This window comes from Anabaena subtropica FACHB-260 (genome assembly GCF_014697105.1).
Taxonomy (GTDB): Bacteria; Cyanobacteriota; Cyanobacteriia; order Cyanobacteriales; family Nostocaceae; genus Trichormus; species Trichormus subtropicus.
The window spans coordinates 128,422-144,525 of sequence record NZ_JACJRF010000005.1 but is presented as its reverse complement, the minus strand read 5'-3'; the positions used below and the strand labels follow the sequence as shown (position 1 = coordinate 144,525).

The 16,104-nt window shown below is 41.4% G+C and carries 15 protein-coding genes; 3 read left to right on the top strand and 12 right to left on the bottom strand.

Annotated features, from left to right (window positions below):
* Positions 1–86: 86 nt before the first annotated feature.
* Positions 87–1,481 (bottom strand): serine/threonine-protein kinase, encoded by a 1,395-nt coding sequence (locus H6G18_RS04765; RefSeq protein WP_190405938.1) that lies wholly within the window; start codon positions 1,479–1,481, stop codon positions 87–89.
* Positions 1,482–1,672: 191 nt separating this feature from the next.
* Complete coding sequence (locus H6G18_RS04760) at positions 1,673–2,905, bottom strand: FAD-dependent oxidoreductase (RefSeq protein WP_190405937.1); 1,233 nt, start codon at positions 2,903–2,905, stop codon at positions 1,673–1,675.
* Positions 2,906–3,160: 255 nt separating this feature from the next.
* Here H6G18_RS04760 and H6G18_RS04755 point away from each other — a divergent pair, with 255 nt between their 5' ends.
* Positions 3,161–4,444 (top strand): ABC transporter ATP-binding protein, encoded by a 1,284-nt coding sequence (locus H6G18_RS04755; protein WP_190405936.1) that lies wholly within the window; start codon positions 3,161–3,163, stop codon positions 4,442–4,444.
* Between the two features lie 4 nt (positions 4,445–4,448).
* On the opposite strand, the gene H6G18_RS04750 is transcribed toward H6G18_RS04755, so the two are convergent.
* The 9 genes from H6G18_RS04750 to H6G18_RS04710 form a co-directional block, all read right to left on the bottom strand.
* Positions 4,449–5,015, bottom strand: a complete 567-nt coding sequence (locus tag H6G18_RS04750) for a (2Fe-2S) ferredoxin domain-containing protein (RefSeq protein ID WP_190405935.1) — start codon at positions 5,013–5,015, stop codon at positions 4,449–4,451.
* A 109-nt stretch (positions 5,016–5,124) separates the two neighbouring features.
* Complete coding sequence (gene nifT / locus H6G18_RS04745) at positions 5,125–5,328, bottom strand: putative nitrogen fixation protein NifT (RefSeq protein ID WP_190405934.1); 204 nt, start codon at positions 5,326–5,328, stop codon at positions 5,125–5,127.
* Complete coding sequence (locus H6G18_RS04740) at positions 5,303–5,590, bottom strand: nitrogen fixation protein NifZ (protein ID WP_190405933.1); 288 nt, start codon at positions 5,588–5,590, stop codon at positions 5,303–5,305. Before H6G18_RS04740 ends, nifT begins: the two co-directional genes overlap by 26 nt.
* Entirely contained in the window at positions 5,577–6,710 is a 1,134-nt protein-coding gene (gene nifV, locus H6G18_RS04735; protein ID WP_190405932.1) for a homocitrate synthase, read from the bottom strand. The genes H6G18_RS04740 and nifV overlap by 14 nt, the downstream gene beginning before the upstream one ends.
* Positions 6,711–7,126: 416 nt before the next feature.
* A complete protein-coding gene (locus tag H6G18_RS04730) occupies positions 7,127–7,330 on the bottom strand; it encodes a DUF2949 domain-containing protein (RefSeq protein WP_190405931.1) in 204 nt (67 codons plus the stop codon).
* A 198-nt stretch (positions 7,331–7,528) separates the two neighbouring features.
* Complete coding sequence (locus H6G18_RS04725; protein ID WP_190405930.1) at positions 7,529–7,768, bottom strand: Asr1405/Asl0597 family protein; 240 nt, start codon at positions 7,766–7,768, stop codon at positions 7,529–7,531.
* Between the two features lie 2 nt (positions 7,769–7,770).
* Positions 7,771–8,523, bottom strand: coding sequence for a serine O-acetyltransferase (gene cysE, locus H6G18_RS04720; RefSeq protein WP_190405929.1), 753 nt, complete (start codon positions 8,521–8,523; stop codon positions 7,771–7,773).
* Between the two features lie 633 nt (positions 8,524–9,156).
* Positions 9,157–9,381: a type II toxin-antitoxin system HicB family antitoxin gene (locus tag H6G18_RS04715; RefSeq protein ID WP_190405928.1), complete on the bottom strand. Its 225-nt coding sequence runs from the start codon at positions 9,379–9,381 to the stop codon at positions 9,157–9,159.
* Positions 9,378–9,605 carry a type II toxin-antitoxin system HicA family toxin gene (locus H6G18_RS04710; protein WP_190405927.1) on the bottom strand — a complete coding sequence of 76 codons (228 nt, stop codon included), beginning with the start codon at positions 9,603–9,605 and terminating at the stop codon, positions 9,378–9,380. Before H6G18_RS04710 ends, H6G18_RS04715 begins: the two co-directional genes overlap by 4 nt.
* A 170-nt stretch (positions 9,606–9,775) precedes the next feature.
* On the opposite strand from H6G18_RS04710, the gene H6G18_RS04705 reads away from it, so the two are divergent.
* Entirely contained in the window at positions 9,776–11,890 is a 2,115-nt protein-coding gene (locus H6G18_RS04705) for a serine/threonine-protein kinase (RefSeq protein WP_190405926.1), read from the top strand.
* A 173-nt stretch (positions 11,891–12,063) separates the two neighbouring features.
* Positions 12,064–12,915 carry an Rpn family recombination-promoting nuclease/putative transposase gene (locus tag H6G18_RS04700; RefSeq protein WP_190405925.1) on the top strand — a complete coding sequence of 284 codons (852 nt, stop codon included), beginning with the start codon at positions 12,064–12,066 and terminating at the stop codon, positions 12,913–12,915.
* Between the two features lie 165 nt (positions 12,916–13,080).
* Here the strand turns inward: H6G18_RS04700 and H6G18_RS04695 are convergent, their stop codons facing one another.
* Positions 13,081–15,972, bottom strand: coding sequence for a glycerol-3-phosphate acyltransferase (locus tag H6G18_RS04695; RefSeq protein ID WP_190405924.1), 2,892 nt, complete (start codon positions 15,970–15,972; stop codon positions 13,081–13,083).
* Positions 15,973–16,104: the final 132 nt, after the last annotated feature.

The following is a 16,104-nucleotide window of genomic DNA, read 5'->3' as shown; positions in this document are numbered from 1 at the left end:
TATTTATTTGTGCATAAATCCGGAAACCACTTGAATCTTCTTGTATCAATAATTTTTCATTGCTTCCTACTCTTGTTAAAAGCAAATTACTTAATGGCAAATGAAGTAATCATCGTTTTTACAATTTCCAGATATTTTGCATATTTATCTGCATCTGCTGTATAAGTAATAATATATGCTTTATTGTTTTTTATCATCCAAGTTTGCAGGCGTTTAATGTTAACTCCATCTCCTTCAAAAGTATAAATAACTTGATAAGCTGGTTGATTGGCTAACAGTGTTTTATCCTCTTGCAGGATTTGGGAATTTTGATGATACTGTTTAATTTCATTTAAATAAAATTTAGTAAAGTCTGCTAGTTCTCTACGCGTTTCTGGTAAATCTTGCACAATTAAATTAATATTTTCTAAATAGGTATCTGATTCATTTTCTTTTGGTGAGATAAATTTAACTAAATTGCCAGTGATGCGGTCTGGAGTGACAGTTTTATCCCACTGTTGAGGATATTTGATGGTGATACCATAAACGGTGTTATTATAAATTTCTAAATTGTCATTTCGTTGTATTAAGATAAAAAACAATATACTGGCGATCGCTGCGGTGATGATTCCCAATGCAACACCAGCCTTTAACCAAATGGGCTTTGTCAAACGATTAGTCGGTGTCAAACTTTGTAGGGCCGGCAAAATTTCCTGGACTACTTGATATCTCTGTCGAAAGTCATACTTGACCATTTTGTCGAGAATGTCTGCTAACTGTGGGCTAACCTGTGCTTGATTGCGCCAGATGATTTCACCTGTACTACTATCTCTGACTAATTGCATAGGGTTTAAACCAGTCAGAGCTTGGATACCAATTATTCCGACTGCATAGATATCACTGCATAACTTGGGCTGACCTTGACTTTGTTCACTGGGAATATAGCCAGGTGTGCCAATTATGACGGTCGGTACCATTTGTCCCTCAGCAGTGACTATTTGAGAACTGATCTGCTTAACTGCTCCAAAATCGATGAGGACAACCCTATTATCCTGTTGACGACGCATTAAATTTGATGGCTTAATATCGCGGTGGATCACATTCTGCTGATGAATAACGCCCAAAACCTCTAAAATATCCTTTAATAAGGCAATTACTTCCTCCTGACTCCACGGGTTGTTGGGTTTAATTTCATAACTCAAGTCATGCCCGGCAATAAATTCTTCAACTAAATAAAAATTTTGGTCTTCTTGAAAATGTGCCAGCAAGCGAGGAATGCAATCATTATTACCTAAGCGATTCAATACTTTCGCTTCAGTCTCAAATAGCCGTCGAGCATGGTGCAAAGTATAGGGATTTATCGTTTGAGGCGAGAAGTGCTTGACAACACACTGGTCTTTATCGGGTAGCTTCTTATCAATAGCCAGGTAAGTAGTACCAAAAGCACCCTCTCCTAGTTTGCTAATAATTTCGTAGCGTCCATCGAGGATTTTACCGATCATCAGATTTACAAGTATGTTTGATTAATCTGAATTTTGACATGGAAACTACTTGTTGGGACAATCTATACTCCATAATGGCGCGCCAGTGGGATGTGTTATGCCGTAGGGCTAACGCACTGAAAACCCCTTACAGGGTAGACTTTAGTCCTCAGTACAAACAAAGAATTGAGATGTTTGTGACGATTTGTTTTTCAAGCCTGAACATGAACAGGAAAAACACCCAAAGCAATCAATCTGGCTGGTAGGTCGCGCAATATGGGTAAGCGTAAGAGAGCAGGAGGCTGAAAGGTGCTATTGGATGCTAAGACAGGGGCAAACACCCGTTTTTGAATGAAGGTTTGAAATGCTTGAATGATGCGTGTAGGTAATTCTCGCCGACGCTGGATTTTGGCTAAGTCGCTAAGTTCTACGTGGTGATTTTGTAGTGGTTTGGTGAGGATATTAGCAGCTACAACAGCATCTTGAATTGCGTAATTAATACCCACTCCGCCAACTGGTGACATGACATGAGCTGCATCACCAATCAATAGTAACCCCGGACGATACCAGCGCCGGACAAGGTTAGATTCTACTGAAAGAAAGGCTACCTGTGACCAGTCGTGTAAATTGTGGATGCGATTTTCTAATTCTGGGACAACTTCCACAATGGATTTTTTGAGTGCTTCTAAGCCAGCAGAACGTAACTGCTGATAGCCTCCCTTGGAAATCACATAAGCCATTTGCCATTCATTACCACGGTCAAGCATAGCGATAATATGACCAGGAGCAAAACGCCCCATTCCCCCCTCGCCATCTTCTGGTTGACGGGGTAGGCGAAACCACAGAATATCCATTGGCGGTGAGGTTTCAGTTGTGGCAAAATCACCTAATTGCCGTAACCTTGAGTGACGACCATCAGCACCCACTGTCAATATTGACCTGATTTCGTGCCAACCTCCACCACCTCGATAGCGTACACCTTGAATTACTCCGTTTTCTTCAATTAATTCCTGCACATTTGCACCCATCACCAGTTGAAATGTTGGGTATTTTTGCGCCTCTTGGGTAATAAACTCTAGGAATTTCACCTGAGGTAGCATTGTGATGTAGGGATAGCGGGTTTTCAAGTGACTAAAGTCAGCCAAAGTGATCGTATCTTCAGGCGTTTTTATACGAATTTGTCGCATTTTGGCATGGGGTAATTGTAGCAAGCGATCGCTTAATCCCAATTCGTCCATAATTTCCATTACTGATGGATGAATCGTATCCCCACGGAAATCTCGGTCAAAGTCTTTATGCGCTTCCAGCAAGGTTACAGCAACACCTTGACGCGCCAAGAGTAAAGCTAAGACAGCACCAGCCGGGCCACCCCCAACAATGCAGCAATCTGTATTTTTTACGTCTACAATCTCATGGGCAGAATCAGTTAGTAAATCGGTAGTCATCACAACACCTCCAGACAGCCCTAAAATCAAGGGTAGTGTGCTTTTGATGGTGCAAACATTTTTTTTAATTTTTCGTAGCGATAGAGAATGTGTATCATAGACGCTAAAATGTCCTTCGTCATCTTAGTTATTAGTCCATAGTCAAAAGTTAATAGTCCCAAGGTTTTGCTAATGTGGACTGTTGACCATTGACCGTTGACCATTGACCGTTGACTAATGACTGTTGACTAATGACTATTGACTAGTGGCAATACTGTGGCGCAAGTTGTTTTAGAAAACGTTTACAAAAGTTTCCCTCCCCGTAGAGGGGAAAATGTTACCTCACAAACTCCATCTGGGAAGAAAATTGATACAGAGCCAGCAGGAACCGTCAATGTATTGCGACGGATTAACCTGACGATTCCTGATGGGGAATTTATGGTACTGGTGGGGCCTTCTGGTTGCGGTAAAAGTACCCTGCTGCGGTTAATTGCGGGGTTGGAAGTGATGACCGGCGGCAATATTTGGGTAGGCGATCGCCTGGTGAATGACTTACCACCCAAGGAACGGGATATTGCAATGGTGTTTCAAAATTACGCCCTCTATCCCCACATGACGGTGTATGACAATATCGCCTTTGGTTTACGCCGCCGACAATTGGGGAATAGGGAAAATTCTCATTCTCAATTTCCCACCTGGGCGGAAAATCTCCTAGTAGGTACGACAAGAAAGCTACCTAAAGGACTGCGTTATATTTCCGACAAAGAACGAGAAGTCGATGAACAAGTGCGGTCTGTGGCGCAATTGTTACAAATGGAAACTTTGCTGCATCGCTTACCCAAACAACTATCTGGGGGGCAAAGACAACGGGTAGCATTAGGGAGAGCGATCGCTCGCAATCCCCAAGTATTCTTAATGGATGAGCCGCTTTCTAACCTAGATGCCAAACTCAGAGCAGAAACTCGCGCTCAAATTGTCAAATTGCAACGCCAACTAGAAACAACCACAATTTACGTCACCCACGACCAAACAGAAGCCATGACAATGGGCGATCGCATCGCCATTATGAATCAAGGACAGATTCAACAGGTAGCTTCGCCACTAGAACTATACAACCATCCCGCTAATCGATTTGTGGCTGAATTTATTGGTACACCACCAATGAATTTTATCCCTGTGGTGTTTCACGCGCCGTTATTAATTACCCATTCTCAATTCCGTTTTACTCTTCCAGATATCTGGGCTAGTGCGCTGCAAAAATATGATGGACAAACCATCATTTTAGGCATTCGTCCAGAACATTTCACTGTGAGTGTACCAGCTACTAAGAATTTGCCAGTCCAAGTAGATGTAGTGGAAAACTTGGGTAATGATTCTTTTGTGACTGTCAAATTAGCCGAGACTGATTCTCGATTTGCTGATGCAACCAAGTCTCTGCAAGTGCGAGTTCCACCAGACCGACTTGTCAGTGTGGGTGAGCAACTTTGGTTATCACTAACACCAGATAAAGTTCACTTTTTTGACCCAGATACGGATTTAGCGATATTTCCGAAAAAATAGCCGTTTATGCTTCTGGATGGCAAGGATGATCACCAGTCAAGTAATTTTCTAACAGAGATGCGATCGCCTCTGGATGAATTTTCTTGTATTTTTTCTTACCTAACATCAGAACACAGTTAGGGGCGCTGCTACAGCGTTTTTGACAACCAGTCTGTTCTATTGTCACCTTGTCGAGTAAACCGCGATCGCACAAAGTTTTTTCTAATTCTGACAACAACCCTTTACCACCCCGTTTGACGCAACCAGATTTTTGGCACACCATAATCTTCGCACTGGATGGTGCTGGTAAACTTTGATTTGGGGTAGGAGCAAGTGCTGTTACTTGATAAGCTTTGAGTTTAATTGTACCTTTATATCTGTTTAATTTACAGATACCGTAAATATTAATTTGCTCACCTATTTCTAAAGCAGAACTCAAAGAACCGCGCAATTTTTTCGGGAGTTTAACTAACACATCGCCAGAAGGAATTGCCAGACTTAAATATTTGATTTTTTTAGGTTTATTACCAACAAAACCTAAAAAATTACCTTCGAGATTAAACTCTGATAACGTCAGAAATTTGTCACCCATTATTAGTTACTCAAAATAAAATTACGAGCATGGTTGAATTATAGATTCCCGACTTCTCAAAGAAGTCGGGAATCTAGATTTTCATGTGGCTGAAAAAATCACGAATTATTTATTCCAGTTTTTTAGCTTCCAATGTTTTGGGCAAATTAGCTACATCTGGTATTTCCCGAAATTCCAATTCCCAACCGTTGGCTAAAGTCAGAATTTTTCCTTCAGCACCATCTGTTTGTTTGACAACTACTTCTTCTAAATCTTTTTTAGGAACGTAGACTGTTAAATTGCCAGCGTCATTCACTCGTAACATCACTTTCATGGTTTTCCTCGGCAGATTCTAGTTCTTTTTCTCGACAACCAACAATGATTCCTTTTTCCAAGAAATGCACTGCATAAATATAGGAACGTTGTAAAAAAGTACCTATACTAGATACGTAGCCAATCTCTCCTTTTTTCGCTAAGATTTCCCCAAGGTCTCTACCAGGAAATGTGCCATCGTTCTTAATTTGTTTACGAAGTCTGACTTTTTCTCCAATTTCATAAACGGGTTCTGACTCTAACTCGTTTTCATCGCGCTGCATGAGAATACCTCTGTTCTTTTACCAAGTTCAACAGTTCTTCTGTAGTCAAACTGCGTTTTTTCTTAACTGACTGTTGGCGCACTGCATCTAACACAGACTGGGTTTCTTCTGGGTTCAAAAATATCCCGTGTTGTTCTAACAAGTTGGAAACTAAATGTCTTCCAGAATGTTTACCAACTACTAAGCGGCGTTCCCAGCCTACTTCTTCAGGTGCGAACGGTTCGTAAGTATCAGGATTTTGCATGACACCATGTGCATGGATACCTGATTCATGAGCAAAGGTATTTTCACCAACGATCGCCTTCCAAGGTGGTACATTCGCACCGGAAGCGGTTGCTACCATTTGGGATAATTCCAACAAACGGGGTGTGTCAATACCCATATCTACGCCATAGATGCGTTTGATGGCCATGACAACTTCTTCTAAAGCGGCGTTACCGGCTCTTTCACCCAAGCCAATGACGGTAGTATTCACAGATGTGGCTCCACCCTTAATTCCCGCTAAGGCGTTAGCTGTAGCCATGCCAAAATCATTGTGGGTATGAACTTCTACAGGAATGGCTAAAGCGGAAACAAGTAGCTTCACTTTTCCGTAAGTGGTGAAAGGATCGAGGACTCCCACGGTATCGCAGAAGCGGAATCTAGATGCACCCCACTCTTGAGCATATAATGCAACATCCAAGAGGAAGTTTTCATCAGCTCTTGAGGAATCTTCCCCCCCGACTGCCACCCAAAGACCTTGATCAACTGCAAAGCTGATACAATCTTTGAGTCTTTGCAGACTTACCCGCCATTGTCCGTGAAATTTCGCTGCAATTTGAATACCCGAAACAGGGATTGCAATATGCACTCGCTTCATTCCACAAGCAATAGAAGCTTTGATATCTGAGATGACAGCGCGATTCCAAGCCAAGAGATTAGCATTTAAACCTAAGTTAGAAATTGCACAGATTGCACGCATTTCTTCCTCACCCATCGCCGGAATCCCCACTTCTAATTCGGGTACGCCAATGGTATCGAGAAATTTAGCGATCGCAACTTTTTCTTCTAAGGTAAAAGCAACACCTGCGGCTTGTTCGCCATCACGTAATGTAGTGTCATTAATGAGAACTTTATTCATCTCAAATTTGCCTCTTAGGGATTTTTCTTAATATTCTTTTTGGGTTGAGAGTTAATCTTTCTGTAATTCCTGGTCATGAAAAATCTTCGTTCCCCATCTTGAAGGAAGAATGGTAAATGCTATGAACTCTCTTAATTAATAATTCATCTTCATCATTTCTAAATATTAACTAAACAATAACAATATATCTGTATGGCAGAGAACCAAAATCGTGTATCTTTTAATAATTACTTTGTAAAAAATATGCGAATCTTTATAATAGCTAATCTATGAGATTACATATATTGACGGACTCAAAATCATATAAAATTAATAGCTATGGTTTAAAGAATATTTAGCTTTTCATGTATATGAAAAATACTATTATTTAGCTATATGAATTGATAAATATATTACTTTTCACAGAAAAATATTTACTATATCTCTTTATATAACCAATCTAAAATTTGTTCTAACTGTTCTAAATCTACTAGTCCATACTGCCAGAGAAGCATTGGTAAAGGCTCGTTGTCAGATTGGCGGTGTTTCAAGGCCAAAGCCATGTCTTTCTCGGTCAACTCAAGTTCATCATGTAAAAAGTTGAGTAATTCCATATCTTTGCTACTAGTCTGTATAATCATATATTCAAATAGCCAATTGAGAAAAATATCGACAAAATAAAACTACAAAACTTAGATAAACTATCTTCTTCAATAATCAATAGTTTCAGGACAATCTTTTGATGTGTATTCAGACAAATCATGGTTGCATCACAATTAAAGCCTGAGTCTCTATTGATTAAATATTTCCGAATAGATTGAGAAGACTTATAATTTTTGCTAGTAATGGTTGCAATACCAACAACGCTCTAGCCAGTCTATTAATTCTTGACGGGAACCTAGAAATTGCATCACAGTACTACGGACTAAAATTGCAGTCAGCCAACTATTTATTTGCACCCGCAATGTACCATCTGAATGACAGGAACAGGGGATCATCAACTCTTGCAATCGGTGATAAATTTGCCAGCGATCGCACAACGGTATCTGCAACACTTGAGAACTACAAGGTGGTAACATAATTACTTATCTTTCGTCAACAGTTCTTGTTCCTTCGTTGGATTTGTCAGGGTTTGCAGTTTTTGTTCCAATTGCTCAATCCGCAACAGCAAAGAACGAATGACATCTGCTTCCATATCAGGTAATTTTCCGTGTTCCAAAGGGGAGACATCGGCCTTGGGTTTGTGGGTAATAATCCGCCCAGGAACGCCGACAACCGTACAATTGTGAGGGACATCACGCAAAACAACCGAACCAGCGCCAATACGCACGCGATCGCCAACTTGAATATTTCCCAAAACCTTTGCACCAGAACCCACCACCACATGATTACCAACGGTGGGATGACGCTTACCGCTTTCCTTCCCAGTACCCCCTAGAGTCACCCCTTGATAAATTAGGGCATAATCTCCCACAATCGCCGTTTCACCAATGACAACGCCCATCCCGTGGTCGATAAACACACCTTTACCAATCACTGCACCTGGGTGAATCTCAATTCCTGTGAGAAACCGAGCCAAATGAGAAATTAAACGAGGGAAGAAAACTACCCCACGACAGTGTAACCAATGGGCAAAACGATAAAAACAAATGGCGTGAAATCCTGGGTAGCAGAATACCACCTCCAACCAATTACGAGCCGCCGGATCGCGCTCAAAGATAATCAGAAAATCACTCAACAATGGCTCTAGAAAAACGCCAGAGAATAGATTTTTCAGCAGGGATGTATGTGTAGAATCCGGAGGATTCTCGATACCGTCTAAGGACTGTTGCATCAGTACTATCTGGTTAAAGAGCCGTGTGCTATTTTTCTGCTTATATCAGATTGCTCCAAAGCAGACAGTACATTAAATGCCGATTGGATTTATTGGATTAATTAAGCTTGTACTCAACCGCTACAAACCGCAACTTAACTAAACTTAAAAATTCTCTTGGGGTATAGGTACTAGTGTTTTGAGTACAAGGGACTAGTATTTTTAAACAAGGGGTTCAGAATTTTTGTACTCGCTACAAATAACTTAATATGTAAGACTCTGATACGATTTGAGGAAGATATTTTGCGATATATTAAGCTGTACTCAACTACCTCGGAATATCAAGTAGACAGGACTGTAAATTAAATTTCTGTATTCCCAATCACTATAACCATCTTATAATTTTGGCACTTAAAAAACCAAATTCTTCATTTTGTTTTAGCCTTTCCTGTCTGTATGCACATATACCTTTTAATGAAAGAGACTAGGAAAAAATCATGGACATTCTTACCCCGGTCTATATGACTACTAAAACCTGATTTTCTCTGTGTTCTCTGTGCCTCTATAGTTTAATAAATGATTTTTAACCACAGAATCACAGAGTTACTTAGGGTGAACAATGCAGCATTAATACCATGATACAGTAGGCAATTCTTATGCAACCTGAATTAACGCACCTAACTTTTTAGGCTCTGGTAGAATTTCGCCATCCTCTAAAGTCGTTTCAATCAAAAGTTCTAAAACCTCCTGAGCATTTTTAAGAGCTTCCTCATAAGTATCTCCATGAGTGTGACAAAATTCTCCCCACTCAGGAAGGCTGACAACAAAACACCCATCCTCGTCAGACCATTGAATAATTATTGTGTAGTGATAATTCATTTTTGTTCTTCCTCTTGAGCCTTTTTAATATCTTCTATTCTTTGCAAGGCATTATTAACATCTTTTTCCTGATAAGCTTTAGCATCACTCCCATCTTTACCTGATATGGTGACTCTACCAGGAAGCAGAGGGTGATACCAATTAGTGTGGCTACCCTTACCAGTACGACAGCTAAACCCTGCTTGCAGTAATAAGCTTTTGAGTTCTCTAATTTTTTTAGGCATAATTTAAGCTCAATACTGCCATAGATACTTCATTACCATTTAGCATTTTTGACTTATTCTCTGCACCTTAATTTTGGCATACCCAATTATATGTCTTGATTTTGCGGCTTATACCCAGAATAAGTTGTATTTAAGCGATAATAAATACACTTGCCCATATAAGCATAGTTATGACCTGCTGCCTAAATCCAGCTTGCCACAACCCACCCCATCCCGATGGTGTAAAGTTCTGCTCTAGCTGCGGTGTTCCCTTAATCGTTTTGAGAAACCGCTATCGCCCGATGAAAACATTAGGTGGTGGAGGATTTGGTAAGACTTATTTGGCAGAAGATGTAGACAAACTCAATGAGCATTGTGTCATCAAGCAATTCGCACCGCAAGTACAGGGAACAGCATCACTCAATAAAGCTACAGAATTATTTGAACAAGAAGCCAAGCGACTGCAACAGTTAGGCAAACATCCCCAAATTCCCACACTGTTGGCATATTTTAATGAAGATAATCGCCTGTATTTAGTACAAGAGTTTATGGCAGGGCAGAATTTATTCAAAGAATTACAACAGCAGGGAATTTTCAATGAGCAGAAAGTCAGGGAATTATTACTGGATTTATTAGATATTCTCCAAACTGTTCATCAACAGCAAGTTATTCACCGCGATATCAAACCAGAGAATATCATCCGTCACAGTGATGGGAAATTGGTACTGATTGACTTTGGTGCATCCAAACAGCTGACAGCCACAGTGATGACTAACCCAGGAACTGCGATCGGTTCGTTTGGTTATGCACCATTGGAACAAATGCAGGGAGGTGAAGCTTACCCAGTCAGTGATTTATATAGTGTCGGTGCAACTTGCTTTCACCTGTTGAGTGGGATTCACCCTTGGGAGTTGTGGAAACGTCAAGGTTATGGTTGGGTTGCGAATTGGAGACAGCATTTACCGCAACCAGTCAGTCAAGAATTAGGGCGAATACTGGATAAGTTACTCCACGAAGAACACCAGCAGCGTTATCATTCAGCGACGGAAGTTTTACAAGCTTTAAATTCATCGCCATCACTACCAGTACCCCCAACTCAGCCTGTAATTGTAAAACCAGTATCACCGCCACCTTCACCAGTACCGCCAACCCAGCCAGCAATTGTAAAACCCTCATCACCGCCACCTTCAACAAGAATTTCATCATCACAACCAATTCCCGCACCCACTCCACCACCAAAGCATCTGAATAAGCAAGCGTTGTGGGGTTTTATCATTTTGTGTGGTGGATTAACAGGATTTTGGTTTTGGCAATCTAGTCTTTCTGGATATAAAGATTCGCCATTACCGACTCAAACTCTTGAAGCAACACCAAAATTAAGTAATTCTCCTCAACCTAGTTTCACCCCTGTAAGTATCTCAGATATTGCCCCAGTCAAAACTCTGCAAGGGCATTCCGACGTGGTTTTTTCCGTAGCCATCAGCCCAGATGGCAAAACCTTTGCCAGTGGTAGTAAAGACAAGACTATCAAACTGTGGAATCTCACCACTGGAGAGCAAATCCGCAACCTCGCAGGGCATTCCGGCGGGGTTGGTCCGGTCGCCATCAGCCCAGATGGCAAAACTCTTGCTAGTGGTAGTGGTGACAAGACCATCAAATTGTGGAATCTGGCAACCGGACAACAAATCCGCACCCTCACTGGGCATTCCAGTGAGGTTAATTCCCTCGCCATCAGCCCAGATGGCAAAACTCTTGCCAGTGGTAGTAGTGACACAACCATCAAATTGTGGAATCTGGCAACTGGACAACAAATCCGCACCCTTACTGGGCATTCCGAACGGGTTCTTTCCGTAGCCATCAGCCCAGATGGCAAAACCCTTGCCAGTGGTAGTCGTAACACGACCATCAAACTGTGGAATCTGACAACCGGACAAGAACTCCGCTCTCTTACAGGGGATTCCTGGGCTTATTCTCTCGTCATCAGCCCAGATGGCAAAACTCTTGTCAGTGGTCATTTTGACAGCAACACCATCACACTGTGGAATCTGGAGACAGGAGAGAAAATCCACACCCTCAAAGGGCATTCCAACCTGGTTTTGTCCGTAGCCATCAGCCCAGATGGTAAAACCCTTGCTAGTGGTAGTGGCGACGACACCATCAAATTGTGGAATATGGCAACAGGAGAGCAAATCCGTACCCTCAAAGGGCATTCCCACTTGGTTAATTCCGTAGCCTTTAGCCCAGATGGCAAAAACCTTGTCAGTGGTAGTTTTGACAACACCATGAAAATTTGGAGGCTAGAGTAGTGAGTGCTGAGTTAGCTGTTTTGAATATTGAGTAGTAACGTAGGGTGTGTGACGGCAGCGATAAGATTTAAAACATCACCCATATATTCAAATTGCCGTCACGCACCAAGCAAGCAAAGGTAATATCAATCATGATAAAATCACCGTAGCTAAAAATCAGCTAAAAGCTCTGCGTGAAAACTGACAGCATATTTTATCGCCTGTTTCAACAATTCCCCAGCATTTTCTTTGAACTAATTGGCAACCCTCCCGAAACTGTTAACATCTATCAATTTGCTTCAGTAGAAATCAAACAAACAGCTTTCAGAATTGATGGTGTATTTCTCCCTAGCCAACAGCAAAAAAGCCCGATTTATTTTGTGGAAGTGCAATTTCAAGCAGATGCAGACATCTACTTACGCCTAGTTTCAGAAATTTCTTTATACTTACGCCAAAACAAAAGCAAAAATCCTTGGCGGGGAGTGGTGATTTATCCTAGTAGATATATAGATACAGCAGAGAAAGAAGATTTCTTAGAATTTTTTGAAAGTCAACATATTAGGATAATTTACCTAGATGAACTAGGCGAAGCTGCATCACTACCCATAGGTATTGCTACGATAAAATTAGTAGTTGAAGCGGAAGATACAGCCATTAACATGGCTAGGGAATTAATCAACCGCACCCAACAATCACAAAATTTGCAACTACCACAAAAACAATTACTAGAATTAATAGAGACAATCTTAGTTTACAAATTTCCGCAAATGAGCCGTCAGGAGATAGAAGCAATGTTTGGATTAAGTGAATTGAAAAAAACGCGGGTTTATCAAGAAGCTAGAGAAGAAGGCAAACTAGAAGGCAAATTAGAAGGCAAACTAGAAGGCAAACTAGAAGGTGAACTAGAAGGTAAACAAAAAGCCAAATTAGAAGCTATACCTAAACTGTTAGCATTGGGTTTAACTGTAGAACAGATAGCACAGGCGTTAGACTTAGATGTTGCACAAGTCCAACAAGTAGCAGAGCAAAAACCTCTAAATAAATAGAGCAAGACATTAGCAACAAAACTTTTCTTCCTTAGTCAGTGCTTTTGTAGAACTATTCAAGTCGTGCTGAAGATAATTATATTTTAGAGACTTCTGCAAGATATGGCGATCGCAGTTCACGCTCTACTCACGACGGTTTAATCAAATTCTGAGTAGAGCGTTTAGTCAATTTGGTCGTAAGTCGTTGGATAGTTCCACAATACCCCTAGATCCATCAATTCTTACCCGTTGACCATCTTGCAAAATCCATGTCGCGCCTTTAACATCCATAACCGCAGGAATACCGTATTCTCTTGCAACGATCGCCCCGTGTGAAAGTCTACCCCCGGCTTCAGCTACTATTCCACCAGCCCTAACTAAAAGCGGGGCCCAGCCGGAATCGGTATAAGGTACTACGAGAATTGTATCTTTGTCGATGTCTGGCAAGTTCTGTAAGTTACGTATTACCTTGATTCTGCCTTCGGCTTGACCGTGGCTGGCGGCAATACCTTGTAATATTTGATCAGAGTAAATCTCTATAGTATCGGCAGGGTGAGGGGGTATATTACCGTAGACTACCAAGGGGACTTGTTCAATTTGACTATCTTGCTGGAATTGCGATCGCCTAAATTTGATCAGTTCAGTTAAGCTAGTCTTTAACTCGTCATCGGCATCTGTTACTAAACGCTGTACTTCATCCAATTCCAAAAAGAATATATCACCTACCTCATGAAGTAGACCTGACTTTAACAAAATCTGCTCTAAAGCCACGAATCTCCAACGTAGTTCTGCGAGTAAACGTGAATAAAGTTCGGTGACTCGTCCTTTAATATCTACCCGTCGCTGCACAGTTCCCCGTCTACGTTTGGGTGAAGCAATCTGTTTTGCTTCTAATTCGGCTTTTTCTGGTTCACTCAGTTGAATTAGTTGGACAAATAACTGCTTGATTGGTTGGGGATCTTCCTTCCAGGTGGGAACGGCAATATTTGTACCCACATCACTCAAATAGCCGTAATCTTCCAGCAATTCGTTAAATTCATAAAGAATTTTTTCTCCTTCGGGAATTTGTGCTAACTTATCAAATACTTGCTCAGGTTCACATTCTGGTAATACCTGTTTGGCATCTACAGCTAAAGCTCTCAATGAGCGTAAAGCGGCTACTTCTGGGGTGACGCTGTTATCAATTTGCTCATCTTTTACCCGAAAAATTCCTTGTCTAATGGCAGCACTTAGGGGAGCTAAAATGCTGTAGTAAGTGCCACGGCGCATCAATTCCAGGTTGAAATCAATTCCAGTCAAGAGTTCGGCTGTTTCTTGCTCCTCTAGGGACGCATTGGCTAATTGGGACAACCCCGGAATAAATACTTTTTGGTAATCTTGTTTAAAGTCTTTCTCTAAATTGAGTTCTTGTTTAAGTAATTTCAGTAGTCCTGGCAGATTTTGTAAAGTTGACTGCAACGGCGGCTTACTCATTTTCGCGCCTCTAGTCAAGAATTCTAGACTCTCTGGCGGTAATCCCATCCTTAGAAAAATATCCCCTAAGAGAGAGGCATTAAAATAAGCTCTAGAGTAATGCAGAGTTGCTGTTTCTGTAAAATCTAAACCTGTAGAGCGATCGCCTAATACTATCGTAAAAATATCACCCCAAACGCCACAAGTTAAGGGACGATTAATCGACCAAGTTAAGGGATGGACGACACCAGGAATCACTTCCGCCGCGATTTTCCTTGTCCAGATGGGTAATAGGGTAGTAATTGGTCTTGCTTGCAATAACCACAGGGTTTGGCCGTCGTAACTCCACTCAATATCTTGAGGTACTCCCAGGTAACGCTTTTCTAAACGACGAGCTAAGTATGCCACTTGTTTAATTAATGCCTGTGGTACCCGTCCTGTACCTTCTAATTTCACCGAGGACAAGTTATCTGCTTCAACGACAAAAGCCCGATATTGTTCTGGTGTCACTTTCCCAGAGACGACTTGAGTGGGGCTACCGGGTAAGGCTTCGATAATCACTGCATCGCCTTGTTGGGTGATGGGATCACGACTGAAAACGACTCCAGAATATGCGCTTTGGACTTGTTGTTGAATCAGGACTGACATTGCTGTGTCGGGTAAACCGCGATCGCGGCGATACTGCACAGCAGATGGATTATTATATGATTCTCTAACTTGTGCGATCGCTTGTTGCAGTTGCTGATCACTGGTAACTTGCAGAACTGTTAAATATTGCCCAGCCGCCGAAGCCTGTTCTGAGTCTTCCCCAATGGCGGAAGAACGTACTACTAAGGGTGATAATTCGGATGGCTGGAGAAATTCTAATAATTTTTCTGGATCATTGCCAGGAACGAGTAACCAACCCTTGGGTACTTGATAACCCCAACGCTTAATTTGAGATAAAGTAGCTGCTTTCTGCCCAGCGATCGCCTGGTCTAGTTCATCATCTAGTGTGAGAATTGTGTCATTGCCACGTAAATATTCAAATGCTGCTTGCGACTCTGTATCTACCTCTTGGGAGGATAAATTCAGGTCATCAGGTATTCTTTTATAAATCCACCACAATAATCCTGCTAGGGCAAAAGCCGTAATAATTTTAGGAAAATCTTCGGCATGGAGCAGCACTACAAATAAAGGAAACACAAATAAAACCCCATACTTTACCAGATTTCTCGACTGCAAAAGCGTAAAGCTGATGATTGCTACCAGACCAACAAATATTGCTATCAGGGGATCATGTACTAATAATCCCCAAACGACGTTGGTTGTCCCCGCCCCTCTGCCAATTAAGTACCTACCTAGTACCAAAGCGATGAGGGACAGCAGTTCCCAAAACGACCCCTCAGGAAAAAAAGCACGAGCAATAGAAATTGCCGCGATTCCTTTTAGGGCTTCTGATACAACCGCTAAAACACCTGCTAATGTGCCACCGTGGTAAAAAGCTGCGGAGACACTGACATTTTTCGTACCGATTTGAGCTAAACGTCTCCTTTTGAGCGCGTAAGTAATCCAAGCAATTACAGGTAACGCGCCCAAGAGGGGACAGACAATTAATATAACTAAGGCACCCCAAAGTTCTCTCATTCTGAATTTTTGATTTGAGATTAATCTTGCACTTAAAACCTCAAATCTTCAATATCTAAAGTTTTCCTACAATTTTTGATGGTTATTAGGGATCTGTTGTTAGTTGCTTGATGGACACACGGCTAGGATGAA

What these genes read in the sequence shown, in the direction of transcription:
- H6G18_RS04750 (WP_190405935.1), bottom strand. Translation starts at nt 5,015, where the DNA reads ATGGGTGACAAATTTCTGACGTTATCAGAGTTTAATCTCGAAGGTAAT.
- nifV (WP_190405932.1), bottom strand. Translation starts at nt 6,710, where the DNA reads ATGAATAAAGTTCTCATTAATGACACTACATTACGTGATGGCGAACAA.
- H6G18_RS04765 (WP_190405938.1), bottom strand. Translation starts at nt 1,481, where the DNA reads ATGATCGGTAAAATCCTCGATGGACGCTACGAAATTATTAGCAAACTA.
- H6G18_RS04710 (WP_190405927.1), bottom strand. Translation starts at nt 9,605, where the DNA reads ATGCCTAAAAAAATTAGAGAACTCAAAAGCTTATTACTGCAAGCAGGG.
- H6G18_RS04705 (WP_190405926.1), top strand. Translation starts at nt 9,776, where the DNA reads ATGACCTGCTGCCTAAATCCAGCTTGCCACAACCCACCCCATCCCGAT.
- H6G18_RS04695 (WP_190405924.1), bottom strand. Translation starts at nt 15,972, where the DNA reads ATGAGAGAACTTTGGGGTGCCTTAGTTATATTAATTGTCTGTCCCCTC.
- H6G18_RS04740 (WP_190405933.1), bottom strand. Translation starts at nt 5,590, where the DNA reads ATGCAGCGCGATGAAAACGAGTTAGAGTCAGAACCCGTTTATGAAATT.
- H6G18_RS04760 (WP_190405937.1), bottom strand. Translation starts at nt 2,905, where the DNA reads ATGACTACCGATTTACTAACTGATTCTGCCCATGAGATTGTAGACGTA.
- H6G18_RS04725 (WP_190405930.1), bottom strand. Translation starts at nt 7,768, where the DNA reads ATGTTACCACCTTGTAGTTCTCAAGTGTTGCAGATACCGTTGTGCGAT.
- H6G18_RS04715 (WP_190405928.1), bottom strand. Translation starts at nt 9,381, where the DNA reads ATGAATTATCACTACACAATAATTATTCAATGGTCTGACGAGGATGGG.
- cysE (WP_190405929.1), bottom strand. Translation starts at nt 8,523, where the DNA reads ATGCAACAGTCCTTAGACGGTATCGAGAATCCTCCGGATTCTACACAT.
- nifT (WP_190405934.1), bottom strand. Translation starts at nt 5,328, where the DNA reads ATGAAAGTGATGTTACGAGTGAATGACGCTGGCAATTTAACAGTCTAC.
- H6G18_RS04730 (WP_190405931.1), bottom strand. Translation starts at nt 7,330, where the DNA reads ATGATTATACAGACTAGTAGCAAAGATATGGAATTACTCAACTTTTTA.